Raw genomic sequence first — 18,910 nt, forward strand, 5'->3', positions numbered from 1 at the left:
ATCAATTTTAATGGTGCAAATTTCCGAATCAAATACTTTGAATCTTTTTACAAATGTTAAAAAATTAATCAGATTTCGCTTCGGATTCTGCTCAGACTGACTTGTGTGATTCCCAGATATGAAGCGATGTAACCCAATTGAACTCTCTGGATAATCTCGGGTTGTTTTGTCAAAAGTTCTTCATAACGCTGACTTGCTGTTCTGAACTGTCTGGAAATAAATAATTCCTCAGTTTTTACCAATTCTTTCTCAGCTAATTTTCTTCCCCAATTCGAAATATTGATATCAGTTTCAAATAGTTGCCTCAAATCATCGATTTTCAATTGATACAAAACACAATCTTCCAAAAGTTGAATATTCTCATAATTCTGATGATTATCAACATAACTTTTCATCGGCAAAACCACATCGCCTTCTTTGCCAAACCAAAACGTCAAATCTTGATTTTCCTGCGGAACAAAAGCTCTCACAATTCCTTTTTTGATGAAATAAATCGTTTTCTCAACTTTTCCAGCTTTGATAATAATGTTATCTTTCGAAAACTCGATTTCAGAAATCAAATTCTTTAAATCAGATTTCGATTCTTCTGGAAGTATAAAAATTTGGTCAAGAATTATATCAATATTCATAAGCGAAATTTAGTAAAAATAAAAACTCCGAGGCAATTCTCGGAGTTTGTCTATTATATTTTGTCTAAAAGTCTATTTTCTATTTAAGACTTCCAACCATATCTTCTGGTTTCACCCACTCGTCAAATTGTTCTGCTGTCAATAATTCAAGATTAACTGCTTCTTCTTTCAAAGTAGTTCCATTCTTGTGGGCCGTTTTAGCGATTTTCGCTGCGTTTTCGTAACCGATATGCGTGTTAAGCGCAGTTACCAACATCAGGGATTTGTCAACCAATTCTTTGATTCTCGGTTCATTTGGCTCAATTCCAACAGCACAATGGTCGTTGAAAGAAATCATTGCATCCGCCAACAATTGTGCAGACTGCAAGAAGTTCGCTGCCATTACAGGTTTGAAAACATTTAGTTCGTAATTTCCTTGCGTTCCTGCGAAAGAAATAGTAGTATCATTTCCAAGAACTTGTGCACAAACCATTGTTAAAGCTTCGTTCTGTGTAGGATTTACTTTTCCAGGCATAATAGAAGAACCTGGTTCGTTTTCCGGAATATGAATTTCACCAATTCCAGAACGTGGTCCAGAAGCTAACAATCTAACATCTTGAGCAATTTTATAAAGAGAAACCGCCAATTGCTTCAACGCGCCGTGAGTTTCCACAATCCCGTCGTGTGCCGCCAAAGCCTCGAATTTATTCGGAGCTGTTACAAAAGGAAGCCCTGTGAAATCTGCAATATATTTAGCAACTACGACATCATAACCTTTTGGCGTGTTAAGTCCTGTTCCAACCGCAGTTCCACCAAGAGCCAATTCTTTCAAATGGTCAAGCGTATTATTAATCGCCTTTTTCGCATAATCCAATTGAGCAACATAACCAGAGAATTCTTGTCCAAGAGTCAAAGGCGTTGCATCCATAAGGTGCGTTCTTCCGATTTTTACAATATTTTGGAATTTTTTCGCTTTTTCGTCAAGCGTATTTCTCAATTTTTCCAAAGCAGGAAGCGTATCTTTTACAACCTTAGTGTAAGCTGCAATATGCATTGCTGTTGGATAAGTATCATTAGAAGACTGAGATTTGTTTACATCATCATTCGGGTGAACTTCAGTTTTTTCACCTAAGTGTCCTCCTCTGTTGACGTGAGATTTGTTGGCAACAACCTCGTTCACATTCATATTAGATTGTGTTCCGGAACCGGTTTGCCAAATTACCAAAGGAAATTGGTCATACAATTCTCCTGCAAGAATCTCGTCGCAGACTTTTCCAATTGCATCTCTTTTTTCATTAGAAAGAACGCCTAATTCTGCGTTGGTAAAAGCTGCTGCTTTTTTCAGGTAAGCAAATGCATCGATGATTTCGCGAGGCATACTTCCTTCCGGACCGATTTTGAAATTATTTCTAGAGCGCTCCGTTTGCGCACCCCAAAATTTCTCTGCAGGCACTTGCACTTCGCCCATCGTGTCTTTTTCGATTCTGAAACTCATTGTATAATTTTTAAATTTATTAGAAGCTTAATCCCGCTTTCCGCTCATACTCCTCACGCCAAGGCTTTTCCCAAGGCTAGTTGCGGGGTAACCGCTACAATCGGGGCTATTGGGTTCCCATCTTTTTAGGAATTTTCACCCTTTGATTTTGTTGATTTTTACAACCTTACGAAAATACTAAAAACTAAAAATTCGGCAAAATGAAAAAAATCAATTCAGAAATTTTGTGAGATAGAATAAAAACCTCTATTTTTGCTCAAAATATATAGCATTATGATGTTATCAGCATTCTGGCCGGTTTACCAATTTCTTTGGACTGTTTATTTCTTCACCATGATGATTTGTGGATTTTGGTGTATTTTGATGTTCTTCGGATTCATCGTACCACTTTGGTTAACAGAAGGAGTAGCAGAATATTTTGGGAAAATCAACAAAAACTTTGATCCAGAAAAAATCAGATACAAAAAGCTTTATGAGCAGGAAGATGTAGAAGTAATCTACCAAAGACCAGCAGGAGAAAAACCAGTTTCTCACGGTCACCATCATTAATTTGGCAATTTTCTTTTCGTGAGAGATTGCACTCAAAGCGAAACAATATATAATAAATCCATTCTTTTGAGAGTGGATTTTCTTTTTTAACCACATAGACACATAGTTTTGTATAGATTTAAGATAAAATAGGAATGTGCTTAGTTCTATTTTATTTTTTTTAAAAGTAAATATTGCATTCTCTATGTGTCTATGTGGTTTTATTAATTTTTAAATTGTTTCTAAGATATTCGCAAAGAACATAATTAAATGTCAATTTCTAAAGATTAACCTAGTGAACCTTGCGCAAAAACTTTGTGCCTTTGTGGTAAAAAAATCAAATTATTTTTCTTGATTCTTGGCTCTTTCTTCTTGTTTCTTAATTCCGTATCTTTGCAAACTAAAATTTACCTATGTCTAAGTCATTAATTCCGAAACTGGAAGCGATAAAACAACGATATAACGAGGTGGCAGACCTTATCATCCAACCGGATGTGATTTCTGACCAAAAAAAATATTCTACACTTAACAAAGAATACAGCGATTTGGGAAAAATCGTAAAAGTATTTGATGAATATAAAAGCGCTCTTGATACCATTGCTGAGTCAGACGAAATCATTGCCGACGGTTCTGATAAAGAATTTGTGGAAATGGCAAAACAGGAAAAGTACGAAGCCCAAAATAAACTTCCTGCTTTTGAGGAAGAATTAAAATATCTTTTGATTCCAAAAGACCCAGCCGATGATAAAAATATCATTCTGGAGATGCGTTCCGGAACTGGTGGAGATGAAGCAGCAATTTTTGTGGAAGATATGTACAGAATGTACACGATGTATTTCAAAACTAAAGGCTGGAAACACGAAGTTACTGATTCTAGTGAAGCGTCCAAAGGTTACAAAGAATTGATTATGAAAGTACAAGGCGAAAGCGTGTACGGAATTATGAAATTCGAATCTGGAGTTCACCGTGTACAGCGTGTTCCGGAGACTGAATCTCAAGGTCGTGTGCATACTTCTGCAATTACGATTGCGGTTTTGCCGGAAGCTGAAGAAGTGGATGTGGAAATCAATCCTGCTGATATAGAAATGCAAACTTCACGTTCTGGCGGTGCCGGTGGACAGAACGTTAACAAAGTTGAAACAAAAGTTCAATTAACACACAAACCTTCCGGATTGGTTGTGGTTTGTCAGCAGGCTCGTTCTCAGTTGGCTAACAGAGAATTAGCTATGGAAATGTTGAGAGCGAAATTGTACGATATTAAACTTCAGGAAGTGGTTGGTGATATTGCAGCTCAGAGAAAAACAATGGTTTCAACAGGTGACCGTTCTGCAAAAATCAAAACTTACAATTATCCGCAAGGTAGAGTTACCGACCATAGAATTAATAAATCAATCTATAATCTTGATGCTTATATGAATGGCGATATCCAAGAGATGATGGACGCTGTGATTATGGCTGAAAATGCGGAGAAACTAAAAGGAGAGGAAGAAGGAATTGCGTAGAAGATGTTAGAATCTAGAAGTTAGATATTAGATTCTTAACTTAATTAATAAGAGAAAGGCTCAATGAAATTTCATTGAGCTTTTTCTTATTTTTATGTCCCGTCCTAAAATAAGTTTAATCATTAATAAGCAGGATTCTGCGGAAAATTTTTATTTTGATTAAGATCAATTACAATTTGTGGAATTGGTCTAAGAATTTTTAACTGTCCATTGTTTCCATTGAAGTTTGCTGCACTTGGAATCCTGTAGTTGTGCATCACAGCACGCTCAACCAATTTCCCTGTTCTTTTGAGGTCAAACCATCTTGTGTATTCACCCAGCATCTCTCTACCTCTTTCGTCCAAGATATAATCGATATTGAACTCGGAAGCCTTTGCTGGAGCTACACCAGCTCTCGTCCTTACTGAATTTAACCTTAGTAAACCTACTGCAGGATTTCCAGCTTTCAGATAAGCTTCTGCTGCTATCAAATAAGTCTCCCCTAATCTTGCAGTAATAATGTCTCTTGTGCTCACAGGACCTGTGCTAGATGGTGTGGTAAGCGCTGGATCATCAAATTTCTTAACCGGAATGGTCTGATAATCTAAATTTTTCGTAAGTGTATAAGCCGCATCATAAGTTCCCCAATCATGATATACAAAACCAGTTGCCAACTTTGCTTCATTTGTTGTCAACCAGGTCGTTTTATCTGCCGCAGTAAACCATTTTGGAGAATAGAAATGTTTGATCTTCAGCACATTCTTATCCGGCGCTCTATAAAAATCATAATATTTTTCATAAACCACATTCATAAATGTAGCCGTCCATCTTGAGTCTTCTTTGGTAAATAAACTCAAAGCATAATTAGTAGGACAAAGATTGTAGCTTCTAAGTGGTGCAGAACCTCCTGTTTCAGAACCTCCAAGATAAGAACTGAAATAGTAGAACTGTTTATTTCCTAATGTTGTTGGCGAAGTAGAAGTAGATTTTGGGTCGTATTGAACAGAGAATATTGTTTCTGCATTCAAGTCATTTCCCGGAGCAAACAACTGATCATAAGACAAAGACAAAGCTTGTCCAGCAATTGCGGCATCTGCATATGTAGCCGCGGTCGCAAAATCCGTCGGCTTTCCGAAGCTTTCATATCCACGTGTCAAGTGTACCTTTGCTAATAAATCATTTACAGCTTTTTTGTTCACTTTGCCTGTAGCGCTATATGCGGATGTTCCAACACTCGCCAAAGAAGCTTCTAATTCGGCTATGATAAAGTCATAAACTTCTTCTGCACTATTTCTGTCAAACTGAAGAACCGGCGAAGTAAAGTTTTCTGTCACAATAGGAACCCCACCGTAAGTTTGTACTAATAAGAAATAGGCATTCGCTCTTAAAAATCTAGCTTCCCCAACTAGAGCTGGAACATTAGCATTTTGCTCAGTAAGTGTAGAATAATAAACCGTTTTATTAACAGATTGAATCAATTGATAGCAAGTAGTATACAATTGCTCTACACCTTCAGCAGACGGGATCAACTGGGTATACTGGCTCAACCCGGCAGGTTCTGGAGATCTCCCTTCTGCATACATGTCTGTACCTGCAACGAAGAGCCAAGGATCACCACCATAGATGCCTTTTTGCCACGCATAGTTTGTATTCACAAGCAATTGGAAACCAGCTGCTGTTTTGTATGTTTCATCAGCAGAAACAAAAGATAAGTTGTCTTCCTCTATAAAATCGTTGCACGAACTAAACAACGCAACAAGGACACCTAATATGAATATTGATTTTTTCATGAGATTTAATATTTAGAATTTAGCACTTAAACCAAATTGTGTAGTAATAGATGCTGGCCTATTGATACCAAACGGAGAAGCTGCCCACTCCGGATCATAACCGTCAAACTTTGTGAATACGAAAGGATCCAATACATTCACATAGATTCTCAATCCATTGATTTTCAAATCGCGCAACAGATTAGAACTAAAGGTGTAGCCCAAAGATATATTTTTAACCTTTACAAATGAAGCATCCCTGTAAAAAGCCATTCCTGATGCCCAGAAAGCTCCTGCTCCAGTAGCTTGTGGTCCCGGCCTAGGATTTTCTGTATTAGGATTAGCTTCTATGCCAGCGCCATTGGTAGGAATAAAGTAATCCATCACAATTTTCTGTCTTCCTCTATCTGTAGTATCTGCAAAGTTTCTATGAAAAGTACTTAGTACAGTTTGTCCCTGACTTGTGATTACTGAGAAATTGAAGTCAAAATTTCCGAATGTCAATTTAGAATAAAAACTACCTTGCCATTTCGGAACAGAGCTTCCGATAACGGTTCGATCGTTGGCATCAAATTTACCGTCACCATTCAAATCCTTTGGTCTTGCCATTCCCGGCTTCTGCCCATAGACAGCCGCCTGTGCGGCTTCACTTTCTTGCCAAACTCCATCATATATGTAATTGTAATTTGGATTCAAACTACTTCCTATGATGAGATTATTTCCGATATCGTTCACTTGGTCTTGACCATAAATGGAAACCAACTCATTTACATTTTTAGAAAATGTAAAAGTAGTTTCCCAAGATATTCTTTCCTTTTGAATGTTTTTGGTTGTTAATAATACTTCGACACCTTTATTACTTACCGACCCTACATTGGAGAACGTATATCTCCATCCTGTTTCTGCAGGTAATTGCTGTTGATAAATTAGATCTTTCGATAGCCTATCATACACATCTACCGTACCAGTTATTCTATTTTTCAAAAACCCAAAATCTAAACCAAAGTTGAGCTCTCTTGTTTTTTCCCAAGTTAAATTCCTATTAGCCAAGGCCGTAGTTTGCCAGCCCGAAACCAAGTTGGCTCCATTTGCATAAAACGTTTGCTGGTTAAGAGCTGCTTGAGTCGTATAAGGTTCAACATTATCATTTCCTGTATATCCCAAACTAGCTCTTAATTTCAAGTCAGATATGATATTGCTACTTTCCAAAAAGCGCTCCTTGCTAAGCCTCCAGCCCAATGCTACAGATGGAAAATTGGTCCATTTGTTACCTTCTGATAAAACAGACGAACCGTCATATCTGGTTGACGCGGTTATTAAATATTTTCCCATGTATGCATAATTCAATCTGGCGGCAAATGAGTTCAAGGTTTTCTTGGTATATCCAGAATTGATTTGGTAACTCGTTTGTACGCCGGAGCCAATATTATAAATACCAGTATTGAAAGGCTGTCCATTTGAATAAGAGTAAGAACTTATATTTTCATTATAGTATTGACTTTGCAACAACAATAAACTAAAATCATGGTTATTACCAAAGGTATGCTTCATGTCTACCTGATTGTCCCAAGTATAGTTGAAGTTATCATTTCTTCTGATGGATGACGATATAAGACCATTTAAGGCTACACCTGCATTGGTCTCTGCTCCATAAGCACTTCCAAGTTGAGTATTTGTGAATCCAGTCGCAAAAGTTGTCTTGAAGGAGATCCATTTTTTTGGTTGGTATTGAAAATAAATATTCGCTATCCCTTGCCAGATCTTTTCCGTTTGATTAGAATTTTCAATTTCGCTTAGTGGATTTGGAGAACTTGTCTTGTTAATTGCCCAAGCACCATTAGGATAAGTTAACTTCCCTGGCAAGAAAAATTTGGTCCCTACAAGTTCGTTCCCGTTGGCATCTATTGCCCATGGTGACATTAGAGGACTAAGTCGGAAAGCTTCTTGCATTGCAAGTTCACTACCTAATTCTGTTACAATTTTTGCGACAGTAATATTGGCTCCAGTTGAAAACTTATCATTGATCTTATGTGTAATTCCAAGTTTCAAATTATATTTTTCATTAGAATCTTTATCAATGATTCCCTCATCTTTTTGTACACCAAAAGCCAAATTATACGCCAATCCATTGTCAGCTCTTCCGGATAGGTTGAGATAATGGTTTTGTGTAGAGCCTGGCCTTAGTACAGCATCATACCAATCAAAGTTATAACCATTAATAGCTCTAGTAACCATAAGTGGACTTTGATTCCCTGCTAATGTTGCCAATTGCTCTGGTGTTTGAGTCAATGGTGTAGCACTCATATAAGCTACTTGATGAAATTTCCACCATTCTTCACCAGTCATCATTTTGGGCAATCTTGCAGCATTCCTCACACCAAAAGAAGTGTCAAATTGGACAGCAAGACCTCGTCTGGCGGATGTGCCACTCTTTGTTGTAACAATCACAACTCCACTACCTCCTCTGGAACCATAGATTGCCGCTGATGACGCATCTTTCAAAACATCCATTCTTGCAATATCTCTGGGATTCAAAAAATCAATATTGTCCATTGGAACACCATCTACAACGTATAAAGGACTACTACTAATCAATGAGTTGTTACCACGGATGACCATACTAAACCCATCACCTGCTCTTCCTGTATTGGAGCTGATATTGACACCTGGTGTACTTCCTTGGATTGCTTCCAAAGGACTAGTTGTGTTTCTTTCTTCCAATATTTTAGAATCAATGGTATTTACAGACCCTGTCACATCTGTTTTTTTAACACTACCATAACCAACTATAACAACCTGCTCAATCTCTTTTGCAGGACTGCTTACAGTATCTGTCGGAATAGTTTCTTGTGCAAAAGCTACAGTAGAGGAAAATAAAAAGAAGACTGCAATTTTTTTCCGAAAATGTAAACCTGTTTTCGTGAATTTTTCTTTTGGCATAACTCTAAGTTTTTTTTCATTAAATATTGAATTCTATGCAATCGATTGCACAGTGTCAAAAATTATTTTTCCTATATTAACACTTTTTCAATAATCTGTTATTTATATGTTAACAAAAAAAACACAACTAAACATTAACTAACTGATTTACAGAGTTAAAAAAAATTAAAAATTAATAGATTTTATGTTTTAAATATAAAAAAATCATATTTTGATTCAAAAATTGAAAAGAAAAAACACTTAAAAATGAAGTAAAAACAGAAAATAACCGAAAAAACAAAAATTATGACGAAAATCATAATCCTGTAAAGTATTATCAAAATCTAGATGATTTTAGTCAAAAATACCAATCAATATCTTATTTTTTTGAAAGGTAGAATTAATTAATAAAAACACGTGTTTAATTAAAGATTGCTCATCCAAATATTAAACAAAAAAACATACGAGATTTCGGATGTTTTTACTATGATTATTTTTGTTCTTTTAGAAAGAATAAGAAACCCCAAAACTTCCATTGTTTCCAGCTTCTACGAATGCGCCCCAGTTTTCAGTAAAAAAATATCTTGCTCCAAGATAAACGCCTAAACCGAAATTTCTACCAGCAACTCCAACATTAACGCCAGGATAGATATCTATCTTAGAAGGTAATACCAAAGCCTCTTGCAAGTGAAACCCAACACGCCCGAAAACAAAAGGATTATCATCATCTTCATTAAAATAAACATTCGCTCCACCACCAACAGAGATGAGCTTAGAAAGTCCATAATCATAACTTCCAGCAATACCTGTCCCAAATCCCCAAATATTAAGACCTCCTTGAACTTTTTGGTCACCTGCCCCGTTCCAAGCTTGTGAGTAAGATAAAACTCCAGCAAACAAACCCATTGTCAATAGCAACTTTTTCATACTTCTTTATTCAATTTTAAATTGGTTTTCCATATCAAAAATAAAACCACTATCAGAGAAACGACCATTATTATGGATTTATTATTCTTTATTTTTTCCGACTTTGGTCACCAAATGAAGTTAATAGATAGAAGAGGAAAGGCAAAATAAATATACTTCCTAAAACCAAAGCCCAACCTAGAGCAGAAATTGTTTTGGGAGCTGCACTCTCATCAAACAAAGAAAGGTGACTGCCATTGGCGAAAAGAATGATATTAGGGTTGTGTTGATAAGTAGCTGCTACTAGAATCATTATAATTTGAAAACCACCTAGAAATCTAACGATTAAAAACTTCTCTCTCTTGATAGCTTCGTTTGTAAAAAGTAAACTTACCGTTGCTGCTGTAATTACAACGATTCCTAAGACTTTGGAAAATACCCATTTTAGCAAAGGAATATCCGAGTAATAAGCACTAATAAAAACCAAAATCCCAGTAATGACTACATAGACCGCAGTTTCTCTTGCTTTTTTAACCATAATTGGTAAAGCATCACTGAATCTCGCTTCGTGAAGGGAAAACAATGAAGCTAAATACGCACAAAGGGAAGCTGTAAAAAAACCTACACATATACCAAAGAGATTCAACCAACTGAAAATGTAAAGACTTAAGAAATCTTTTGCTTCGGTATCAATACTTCTCGAAATAGTTGCAGCGGCAATAATTCCCAAAAAGAAAGGCGTCAACAAACTAGAGTAGTAGAAAATCTGTGTGTAAATCTTTTGCCAACTGTCTTCCACAGCATCATAGTTTCTAAATGTAAAAGCTGTTCCGCGTGCGATGATTCCAATCAACATCAAAACCAAAGGAATATGAAGATAGGTAGAAACTGTAGTGTAAATTGTAGGAAATCCGACAAACAAAATTACAACCGCAATAATCAACCACATATGATTGGCTTCCCAAATTGGTGCGATAGATTTGGACATAATCTTTTTCGTCTTGTCACGATAAGATTTTTTCGAAAACAATTCGATGATCCCAGCTCCGAAATCTGCACCACCTGTAATAATATATAAACAGATGGAAACCCAAAGAAAGGCAATAACTACGTAAATCATTATTTCTTGTTTTTAGGATTATAATTAGGGTCGGTTGGATCGTATAATTTCGGAACCATTTTCAGCTGTCTTAATAGTAAGAAAATGATAATTAATGATAACGAAATGAAAATCAATGTGAAGAAGTAAAAAGAATATTGGATTCCCGGCATCGGAGTTACTGCATCAATGGTTTTCATAATGCCGTAAATAATCCAAGGTTGTCTGCCTACTTCTGTCACTGTCCAGCCCGCTTCCAGAGCAATATAACCGAACGGAATTGCTGCAACAAAGGTTTTAAGATACCAGCTTTTGGTGAGCCATTCTTTTTTCCAAAAAGTGGCGATGAGGTATATCACACCAATCAGCATCATTATGCTTCCAAAAAATATCATAATCTGAAACGCATAATGAACCACCGCAACCGGAGGCCAATGGTCTTTTGGAAAATCTTTCAGACCTTTCACTTCAGCATCGAAATCGCCCCAAGCAAGAAAACTCAGGACTTTTGGAACTTTGATAGCGTATTTGATTTGTTCATTTTCTTCGTCAGGAACACCGCCAATGACAAAACTTGCACCTTTTTCAGTCTCGAAATGCGCTTCCATTGCGGCTAATTTTATGGGTTGTCTCACAGCAACAGATTTTGCAGCAACATCTCCGCTGATAGGAGCGAGCAATGCCCCAATAATCGCAAAACCTGCAGAAATCCTAAAGGCTTTTGTATGGAAATTGACATTTCGTTTTTTCAAAATCATCAATGCGTGAATCCCAGCAACTGCAAATCCTGTAGCCGCAAATGCAGCAACCGTCATATGAAAAGCCTGCGGAAACCAAGCTTCGTTGAACATAGCTTTTATGGGATCGATGTTAAGGTATTCTCCATTAATATAATCAAATCCAGCAGGACTGTTCATCCAAGCATTAGCTGCTACAACCAAAATCCCAGAAGCTAATCCACTTACTCCAACTACAAAGCCGCAAAACCAATGAAACCATTTGTTGAACTTATCCCAACCATAAAGGAAAAAACCTATTGCAATTGCCTCAATAAAAAAGGCAGTTCCTTCTAGAGAAAATGGCATCCCAAAAATCGGACCTGCGTATTCCATAAACTTTGGCCACAACAAACCAAGCTCAAAAGACAACATCGTTCCAGAAACCGCACCTGTTGCGAAAAGAATGGCGACACCTTTGCTCCAAGCTTTGGTGAGTCCTTTGTAAACCTCGTCTTTGGTCGTGAGATATTTGTAATGTGAAAATGCCATCAGAAAAGGCATTACCATACCTACACAGGAAAATATGATATGAAAGCCCAAGGACATCGCCATTTGAGATCTGGCAGCTAGAAAATCATCCATAAACTACATTTTGTTTGTGTAAAGTTAGGTTTAATTTCAATGTTTCATTTATGATTGGTCAAGACAATTGTCATACTTCCCGAACTTATTTCTCTAATATTAAATTTTTAAGTGCAAAGAATCTCTTATTTCCCTTGCAAAATTGCCTTATTGATTTCATTAATCAATTCCGGACCTTCGTAAATGAATCCTGTGTAAAGCTGAACAAGACTTGCGCCTGCTTCCAGTTTTTCCAAAGCATCTTGCGCGGTATGAATTCCACCAACACCAATGATTGGAAAAGATTTTCCACTTTTTTCTGATAAAAATCTGATGACTTCCGTAGAACGTTTTGTCAATGGTTTTCCTGATAATCCGCCCATTTCAGATTTATTTTCTGAACCCAAATTATCTCTGGACAAGGTTGTATTGGTCGCAATAACACCAGCAATCTGAGTTTCATTAACGATATCAATAATATCCAAAAGTTGTTCATCTGTCAAATCCGGAGCGATTTTCAAAAGAATTGGCTTTTGTTTTGGCTTTTCAAGATTGAGGTTTTGAAGCGTTGACAATAATTCTGTCAACGGTTTTTTGTCTTGAAGTTCACGGAGATTTGGTGTATTTGGCGAACTGACATTGACCACAAAATAATCAACGAAAGGAAATAATTTCTCGAAACAGATTTTGTAATCGTTGACTGCTTCGTCGTTTGGTGTTACTTTGTTCTTTCCGATGTTTCCGCCAATCAGAACATTTTTGTTTTTTTTCAGACGTTCAATCGCTTCATCAACTCCGCCATTATTGAAACCCATTCTGTTGATAATCGCTGAATCTTCCTTCAGTCGGAATAATCGTTTTTTATCATTTCCTGATTGAGATTTTGGCGTCAAAGTTCCAATTTCTATGAATCCAAATCCAAGGTTAGATAATTCGTTAAACAATTTTGCATCCTTATCAAAACCTGCGGCTAATCCAACAGGATTTTTGAATTTCAATCCAAAAACTTCACGTTCGAGACGTTTATCTTCAAGTGGTTTTGGTAAAAATAATTTGGCAAGAAATCCAAAATTCTTCAGAATAGAAAATGTAAAATGATGAACTTCTTCTGGGTCAAATTTGAAAAGAATCGGACGAATTAGGCTTTTGTACATCGGAGAAAAGTTTTACAAATTTACGTTTTTACAATGACAACCTCTTCAATATTCATCAAATAAAATTAATTATCACTTGGTTTTTATAATTCTAAACGCAAGGTCAGACAAAGAATTTCAAACTTAGACCTTTTTAGATAAACAAAGGCTTAAAACTTAAATAAGTAAAACAATTTTGATTTACTTCAGTAAACGAAGTGGCTTTGTCTTACTTCTAAAGTAAAAGAGGAAAACTAGCTTTGTTTGACCTTGCGATAAAATTTTATTTCAAATTAATCTTACAATTTTAGAATTCAAGAAAAATAATCTAAAATCTTTATATCTTTACTTAGATTTTATCCGAAATTTTAAATGATTCCACATACTTTTCATAAAAGTTTAATTTATATATTTTTCCTTTTGTTTCTGCCTTTTCAAGCTTTTGCAATCACGCCAAAAGATTGTGAAAAAATGATTATTGAAGGCGTAGAAGCAATGAACAAAAAGGATTTTACCAAGTCTTTGCAAATCCTTACCAAAACCCGAAAAATTGCTCAGGATAACAAATGGTACCGTGAAGAATTCCTCGCAACAAACAATATCGGCGCGAATTATTATATGCGATTGGATTACGGCGAAGCACTCAATAATTATCTTGATGCATACAAAATTGCAGTCGCTCATTTGGATGAAAAATCTGAAATGACCGTTCTGAACAACATCGCCATTCTCTATTCCCGAGACAACAAAATTGACAAAGCCAAGGAATATTTTTCAAAAGCTTACGAACTCGCAGGGAAAGTTAACAACAATACTTCCAAAGGTTTATACGCGATTAATCTAACGATTGTTTACAACGAAAAAGGTGATTACAAAACGGCAAAAAAATATATTGATGAAGCTCTGAAACTGACAGTCAATTCTCCGTATTATCTGTTGGCGAAGTCTACTGATATGGAAACTTTGGTCAATCTTCAGAAATATGACGAAGCGGAAAAAATTGCGAATGAACTTTTACCAAAACTGAATGGCGTAGAATATTCTGAACACAAAACTCAGGTTTTTTACAATCTTTCTGTGATTGCTGAACATAAGAATGACTTGCAAAAGTCTTTTCATTATCTAGAATTAGCAGAGAAAAGTAATTTGAATTATGATTTTAAGGAAAATCTTTTCGAGAGATTCAGCAAACTTTACAAAAAAGCGAATAATATCGACCACGCAGTTGCTTACAAAGATTCGATAATGGCTGTGAAAGATTCGGTGAATCGGATTAAAAACGGACAGCTTTTCGAGAACAGTAAAATTAAATTTGAACTTCAGAATTCTCAGAAAGATTTAGCAGAAAGTCAAGGAAAACTGACGACTCAACGTTCTTATTTTATCAAAGGAATTTTGTTGGCGATTTTTATTATTGCGATTATTTTTTGGGCTTTGAGAAACAGCATCGTCAAAAACAAACAGCAGAAAATCATCGAACAAAACAATGCTGAAATTGCAAAACTGGAACTCGAAAAAGAGAAAAAGAATAAGGAAATCCTTGAAAATCAATTAAAAGAAAAAGAAGTTTCGGCTCTATTGGAAGAAGAAAAATATAAAAATGAAATCGAAGCCAAAAACAGAAAACTGACAACCAAAGCATTACAACTATCCACCAAAATTGAACTCATTGACGACCTCATCAATACACTTTCCAGAGAATCGGACGATTTGAATAACGTGGACATCAGTAATATCATCAAACAATTCAAAATTCTTCAGAAACAAACCCACGAGGAAGAGAGTTTTCTGGTTCATTTCGAAGAAGTCAATCAAGGTTTTCTTTCCAGATTGAAACAGCTTCATCCAGACCTTAATTCCAACGACATCAGATTCCTTTCCTATGTCTATATGAATCTTTCGGTAAAAGAGATTTCGACCATATTTAACATCACTCCAGAGGCTTGTCGCAAGAGAAAAGAGAGAATTACCAAGAAGATTGGCGACGATGAAAACCTAGACTTATACACCTATATTACAAGCATTTAACAAAAATGTCACTTTATTTCTGAAGCATCGTCCTACTATTTCCGTTAGTTTTTTTTGCATTGCTAATTTTTATCACAACATTTGGTTATAAAATTAGATATATGAAGAAAATTACTTTTTTTGCGGGATTATTATTCGCACTTTTCACTAATAAAATGAATGCCCAAGTTGAGGTTTTGGGTAAGAATGAATTCGGGAGAATCTTTCAAGTTACATACAGTACAACTGAACAAAATACAGTTTACGCCACAACCATTACCAATCACATTTTGGTTTCTCACGACAATGGTGTTTCTTGGGAAGTTTTCTATGCTTTACCATCTGAATATGGAAATATTACCAAATTGAATATCAGTAAAGATGGTTCTTTCTTATCTTTTTCAACTTTGAAAAACGGAATCGGTTTATTGCATATTTTTGATATCCAATCAAAAACTATTACCAAAACTTTTTCGATGCCAAATTTCTCAGAAGGAGCATACGTTAATGCTTATAACTTCTTTGAAAATGATAAAAATACTTTGATTGTAAGTTCTCAATTTCCTTTTGGCTGGGGAACTGCAAACAGAGTTTATACAACTAATGACGGTGGTGAAAACTGGAAAGAAATCTATTATTCTGTAGATGATAACGATAATATCATCACCAGCTATGTGGCTTTTAGTCCAACTGATAAAAATAAAATCTATATCGCTAACGGAAACGGAAATACAGACCGCGACGGTGGTTTATTAATCTCTACTGACGGCGGAGATAATTTCACAGAAAAATTGGAAGGAAGTGTTCTGAGTACATTAGCTTTCAATCCGAATAACCCGAACGAAATCTACGCTGGAACAGGAATCAGTTTTGGAATGACGCCGGAAAAACTTCATCATTCTTCGGACGGCGGTACAACTTGGGAAGATAAAAATGTTACGTTTGGAACTAACGGAATTCTAAATGATATTATTGATATCAAATTCAATCCGCACGATAACAATCACGTGATTGTTTTGGAAGAAGACGAGATTATTTCTACAAAAGATGGCGGTGCAACTTGGCAAAGTGTAGAATATCCTTATGATAATCTCGACAGTTATTATTATGGAATCAAAGCGAGTTTCAATCCTTTCAAAGCGGGAGAATTGTTCATTACTGCAAACTACAAACCTTTGTTTTCTACAGATAACGGAACAACTTTGACTCAGGTTCAGACACCATTTTATAGTTCAACTGGAAGGGTTAATTTGTTCGAAAATTCAACTGCGAAACATTTGTTCTATAGTGTTCAGAGTGGTTTTGTTCACAGAAATTTAGCGGATAATTCAGAAAATGCTTATAATATTCAGCCACTTAATATTGTAAGTATCAGTGGAGGTCCAGCTTATATTTCTGATTCTAAAACAGAAGGAAGGATTTATACTTTCAAAGGTGGATTTATGGGTTCTACATTATCTGTAAGTGATGATTTTGGAGCAACTTCCAATACTATTTTCGAAACTTTTACGAGCGGATTGACCAATATTATTCCTGACCCGCAAGTTAATAATCAAATCTATGCAACTTTTGATAATTGGGGACAAGGCGAGTTGGATAAAATCAATTTCAATGACCCGAATAATATTGTTACCACTAATATTCCTTTGCCTGCACAAGCTAGTGTTTTCAAAATTTTGCATCCGAATAATATCTCTGACGAATTCTTCATCTTAATCGGTTCCGAAGTTTATAAAACTGTAAATGGAGGAACAGATTGGACGCCAGTTTCTTTAGGAAGTTCTTTCCCTTCAGAATCAGCAGTTTATGATATTGTTCAGAATCCGAAAAATGCTAATCAATTGGCTCTTGGAACTTCTAGCGGAGTTTATGTTTCCAATGACAAAGGCGCAACTTGGACTCTAACAGGGGAATTTGTAGCGAACAAAGTTTATTATTCTGATGTTAATTCAGGCGTTCTAATTGCGGTAACTCACACTTCTCAATTCACTCAATTCAATGTTTACTATTCTGTAGATAATGGTGCGAATTGGGAAAGCATTGATAGAAAAGACCTTTTGTATTCAGAAACGAGTTCTGTATCGATAGATTTCTCTGATAAAAATGCCTATATCTATATTGCATCTGCTGATTTGGGATTATTAGGTTATAGTTTGGACTTGGATGTTCTTGCAACGGGAGAAGTTTCCGGAGAAAAAGCTAAAGTGTTAGTTTATCCAAACCCAGCTGTAGATGTTGTTCACATTGATAACAAAAATCTGAAGTCTGTTGCTCTTTACAATATGGATGGCAAAAAATTATTAGAAACTAAGAGCAATGAAATGAACGTTTCTAAGCTTCCAAAAGGCGTGTATGTTCTTAAAATCGTAACTGCTGATAACAGCATCGTAAACAAAAAAATCATCAAAAAGTAATAGTTAGTAAAAATGAATTGATGAAAACTAATTGGAAAAGCTTCTCGAATTGAGAAGCTTTTTTTGTTTTTATTTGTAACATTTTCTGTTCAACTTTCTCTAAACTCTTAAAAGGACTAATGCAGAACTTAAACTTCGAAGACATTTATCACGATTACTGGAAGAAGATATTTCGTCTTTGTATGGGTTATGTGAATGACGATGATTTGGCGAAAGACCTTTGTCAGGAAACTTTTGTTGCGGTGTTTCAGCAGTTACCAAAGTTTCGACAAGAGTCAGCAGTTGGAACTTGGATTTATAGAATTGCAACTAACATTTGTCTAAGGCAAATCAATCTCGAAAAACGAATGCCCAAAAGCGAATTACCTTATCAAATAAAAGATAATTCTGAAAAAGACAACAAGCTGGAAAAAGATAAGATGACAGATTTTCTTTATCAATGCATCTCAGAATTACCTGAACTCGAGAGAATCATTATTTCCCTTGAACTCGAAGAAATGAAACAGGCAGAAATTGCTGAAGTAGTCGGAATTTCGTCTGCTAATGTAAGAGTCAAAATCCACAGAATCAAAGAAAAGTTAACCGAAAAATTCAGAAAGTATGGAAACCAATTATAATTTTCAGGACATCTGGAAACAGAAAGAAACCACAACTCCGGACAGCCAATCTATCATTAAAAAAGCTAATTCTTACAAAAGAAAACAGCTTTTGATTGACATCAGAATGTTGGCTTGTATGTTGGCGACAGCAATCGGAATTATTGTTATTTGGAATCTGGTTGATTTCAAATTATTCACTACAAGATTTGGAATTATTCTGATTCTCATTGCAATTGGAATGTATGCTTATTTGTTTTCTCAAAACATCAACATCATCAGAAAAATTAATCCTTCTACGAGCAATCAGGAATATCTAAGCGCGATAAAAAAGCTGGAGAAACAGCAAATTTATATGCAGACGAAAGGAATCAGTATTTATTATATTTTGCTGGGATTAGGTTTTGCGTTTTATTTCTATGAATTTGCTTTACTAATGTCTTCGCTGGGTATAATTTTATCTTATGGATTAACATTTTTTTGGATGGCAATAACTTGGTTTTTCATAAGACCGAAACAAGTGAAAAAGCAGAAAGAAAAGATTTCTGCGGTTATCAACTCTTTGGAAAGTTTAGAAAAGGGTTTTGAGGAGTAATTTATAAAAAAGTGCAGATT

14 protein-coding genes are annotated in these 18,910 nt (G+C 35.7%); 6 read left to right on the plus strand and 8 right to left on the minus strand.

The window, feature by feature from the left end; genetic code table 11:
- Positions 1-68: 68 nt before the first annotated feature.
- Together RTY06_RS02540 and fumC are read right to left on the minus strand one after the other, a co-directional pair.
- Positions 69-629 (minus strand): Crp/Fnr family transcriptional regulator, encoded by a 561-nt coding sequence (locus RTY06_RS02540; protein ID WP_312822569.1) that lies wholly within the window; start codon positions 627-629, stop codon positions 69-71.
- A 79-nt stretch (positions 630-708) separates the two neighbouring features.
- The gene (gene fumC / locus RTY06_RS02545) at positions 709-2,103 is read right to left on the minus strand and encodes a class II fumarate hydratase (RefSeq protein ID WP_312822570.1); all 1,395 of its coding nucleotides are present in this window, start codon (positions 2,101-2,103) and stop codon (positions 709-711) included.
- A gap of 273 nt (positions 2,104-2,376) precedes the next feature.
- Here fumC and RTY06_RS02550 point away from each other — a divergent pair, with 273 nt between their 5' ends.
- Positions 2,377-2,652 (plus strand): hypothetical protein, encoded by a 276-nt coding sequence (locus RTY06_RS02550; RefSeq protein WP_312822571.1) that lies wholly within the window; start codon positions 2,377-2,379, stop codon positions 2,650-2,652.
- A 392-nt stretch (positions 2,653-3,044) separates the two neighbouring features.
- On the plus strand, positions 3,045-4,133 hold the full coding sequence (prfA, locus tag RTY06_RS02555) for a peptide chain release factor 1 (protein ID WP_312822572.1): 1,089 nt from the start codon (positions 3,045-3,047) through the stop codon (positions 4,131-4,133).
- Positions 4,134-4,255: 122 nt separating this feature from the next.
- On the opposite strand, the gene RTY06_RS02560 is transcribed toward prfA, so the two are convergent.
- The 6 genes from RTY06_RS02560 to RTY06_RS02585 all read right to left on the minus strand — a co-directional run bounded on the left by RTY06_RS02560 (position 4,256) and on the right by RTY06_RS02585 (position 13,299).
- A complete protein-coding gene (locus tag RTY06_RS02560; RefSeq protein WP_312822573.1) occupies positions 4,256-5,902 on the minus strand; it encodes a RagB/SusD family nutrient uptake outer membrane protein in 1,647 nt (548 codons plus the stop codon).
- A gap of 12 nt (positions 5,903-5,914) precedes the next feature.
- Complete coding sequence (locus RTY06_RS02565) at positions 5,915-8,821, minus strand: SusC/RagA family TonB-linked outer membrane protein (RefSeq protein WP_312822575.1); 2,907 nt, start codon at positions 8,819-8,821, stop codon at positions 5,915-5,917.
- A gap of 483 nt (positions 8,822-9,304) precedes the next feature.
- Positions 9,305-9,727: a DUF6646 family protein gene (locus RTY06_RS02570; protein WP_312822576.1), complete on the minus strand. Its 423-nt coding sequence runs from the start codon at positions 9,725-9,727 to the stop codon at positions 9,305-9,307.
- Between the two features lie 88 nt (positions 9,728-9,815).
- Entirely contained in the window at positions 9,816-10,826 is a 1,011-nt protein-coding gene (locus RTY06_RS02575) for a cytochrome d ubiquinol oxidase subunit II (protein ID WP_312822577.1), read from the minus strand.
- Positions 10,826-12,166 (minus strand): cytochrome ubiquinol oxidase subunit I, encoded by a 1,341-nt coding sequence (locus tag RTY06_RS02580; protein ID WP_312822578.1) that lies wholly within the window; start codon positions 12,164-12,166, stop codon positions 10,826-10,828. The genes RTY06_RS02575 and RTY06_RS02580 overlap by 1 nt, the downstream gene beginning before the upstream one ends.
- Positions 12,167-12,291: 125 nt before the next feature.
- Positions 12,292-13,299 carry a quinone-dependent dihydroorotate dehydrogenase gene (locus RTY06_RS02585; protein WP_312822579.1) on the minus strand — a complete coding sequence of 336 codons (1,008 nt, stop codon included), beginning with the start codon at positions 13,297-13,299 and terminating at the stop codon, positions 12,292-12,294.
- Between the two features lie 351 nt (positions 13,300-13,650).
- Between RTY06_RS02585 and RTY06_RS02590 the strand changes: the two genes are divergently transcribed.
- From RTY06_RS02590 to RTY06_RS02605, 4 genes are all read left to right on the plus strand, one after another.
- Positions 13,651-15,306: a tetratricopeptide repeat protein gene (locus RTY06_RS02590; protein ID WP_312822581.1), complete on the plus strand. Its 1,656-nt coding sequence runs from the start codon at positions 13,651-13,653 to the stop codon at positions 15,304-15,306.
- 101 nt (positions 15,307-15,407) lie between these two features.
- Positions 15,408-17,699, plus strand: a complete 2,292-nt coding sequence (locus RTY06_RS02595; RefSeq protein ID WP_312822582.1) for a T9SS type A sorting domain-containing protein — start codon at positions 15,408-15,410, stop codon at positions 17,697-17,699.
- Positions 17,700-17,818: 119 nt separating this feature from the next.
- A complete protein-coding gene (locus tag RTY06_RS02600; protein ID WP_312822583.1) occupies positions 17,819-18,316 on the plus strand; it encodes an RNA polymerase sigma factor in 498 nt (165 codons plus the stop codon).
- Positions 18,300-18,890, plus strand: coding sequence for a hypothetical protein (locus RTY06_RS02605; RefSeq protein ID WP_312822585.1), 591 nt, complete (start codon positions 18,300-18,302; stop codon positions 18,888-18,890). The genes RTY06_RS02600 and RTY06_RS02605 overlap by 17 nt, the downstream gene beginning before the upstream one ends.
- The last annotated feature ends 20 nt before the right edge of the window (positions 18,891-18,910 follow it).

Source organism: Epilithonimonas sp. (genome assembly GCF_032055105.1).
Taxonomy (GTDB): domain Bacteria; phylum Bacteroidota; class Bacteroidia; order Flavobacteriales; family Weeksellaceae; genus Epilithonimonas.

Coding starts and splice junctions, on each gene's coding strand:
- RTY06_RS02550 (WP_312822571.1), top strand. CDS start 2,377: ATGATGTTATCAGCATTCTGGCCGGTTTACCAATTTCTTTGGACTGTT.
- RTY06_RS02595 (WP_312822582.1), top strand. CDS start 15,408: ATGAAGAAAATTACTTTTTTTGCGGGATTATTATTCGCACTTTTCACT.
- RTY06_RS02585 (WP_312822579.1), bottom strand. CDS start 13,299: ATGTACAAAAGCCTAATTCGTCCGATTCTTTTCAAATTTGACCCAGAA.
- prfA (WP_312822572.1), top strand. CDS start 3,045: ATGTCTAAGTCATTAATTCCGAAACTGGAAGCGATAAAACAACGATAT.
- RTY06_RS02570 (WP_312822576.1), bottom strand. CDS start 9,727: ATGAAAAAGTTGCTATTGACAATGGGTTTGTTTGCTGGAGTTTTATCT.
- RTY06_RS02605 (WP_312822585.1), top strand. CDS start 18,300: ATGGAAACCAATTATAATTTTCAGGACATCTGGAAACAGAAAGAAACC.
- RTY06_RS02580 (WP_312822578.1), bottom strand. CDS start 12,166: ATGGATGATTTTCTAGCTGCCAGATCTCAAATGGCGATGTCCTTGGGC.
- RTY06_RS02575 (WP_312822577.1), bottom strand. CDS start 10,826: ATGATTTACGTAGTTATTGCCTTTCTTTGGGTTTCCATCTGTTTATAT.
- fumC (WP_312822570.1), bottom strand. CDS start 2,103: ATGAGTTTCAGAATCGAAAAAGACACGATGGGCGAAGTGCAAGTGCCT.
- RTY06_RS02540 (WP_312822569.1), bottom strand. CDS start 629: ATGAATATTGATATAATTCTTGACCAAATTTTTATACTTCCAGAAGAA.
- RTY06_RS02565 (WP_312822575.1), bottom strand. CDS start 8,821: ATGCCAAAAGAAAAATTCACGAAAACAGGTTTACATTTTCGGAAAAAA.
- RTY06_RS02600 (WP_312822583.1), top strand. CDS start 17,819: ATGCAGAACTTAAACTTCGAAGACATTTATCACGATTACTGGAAGAAG.
- RTY06_RS02590 (WP_312822581.1), top strand. CDS start 13,651: ATGATTCCACATACTTTTCATAAAAGTTTAATTTATATATTTTTCCTT.
- RTY06_RS02560 (WP_312822573.1), bottom strand. CDS start 5,902: ATGAAAAAATCAATATTCATATTAGGTGTCCTTGTTGCGTTGTTTAGT.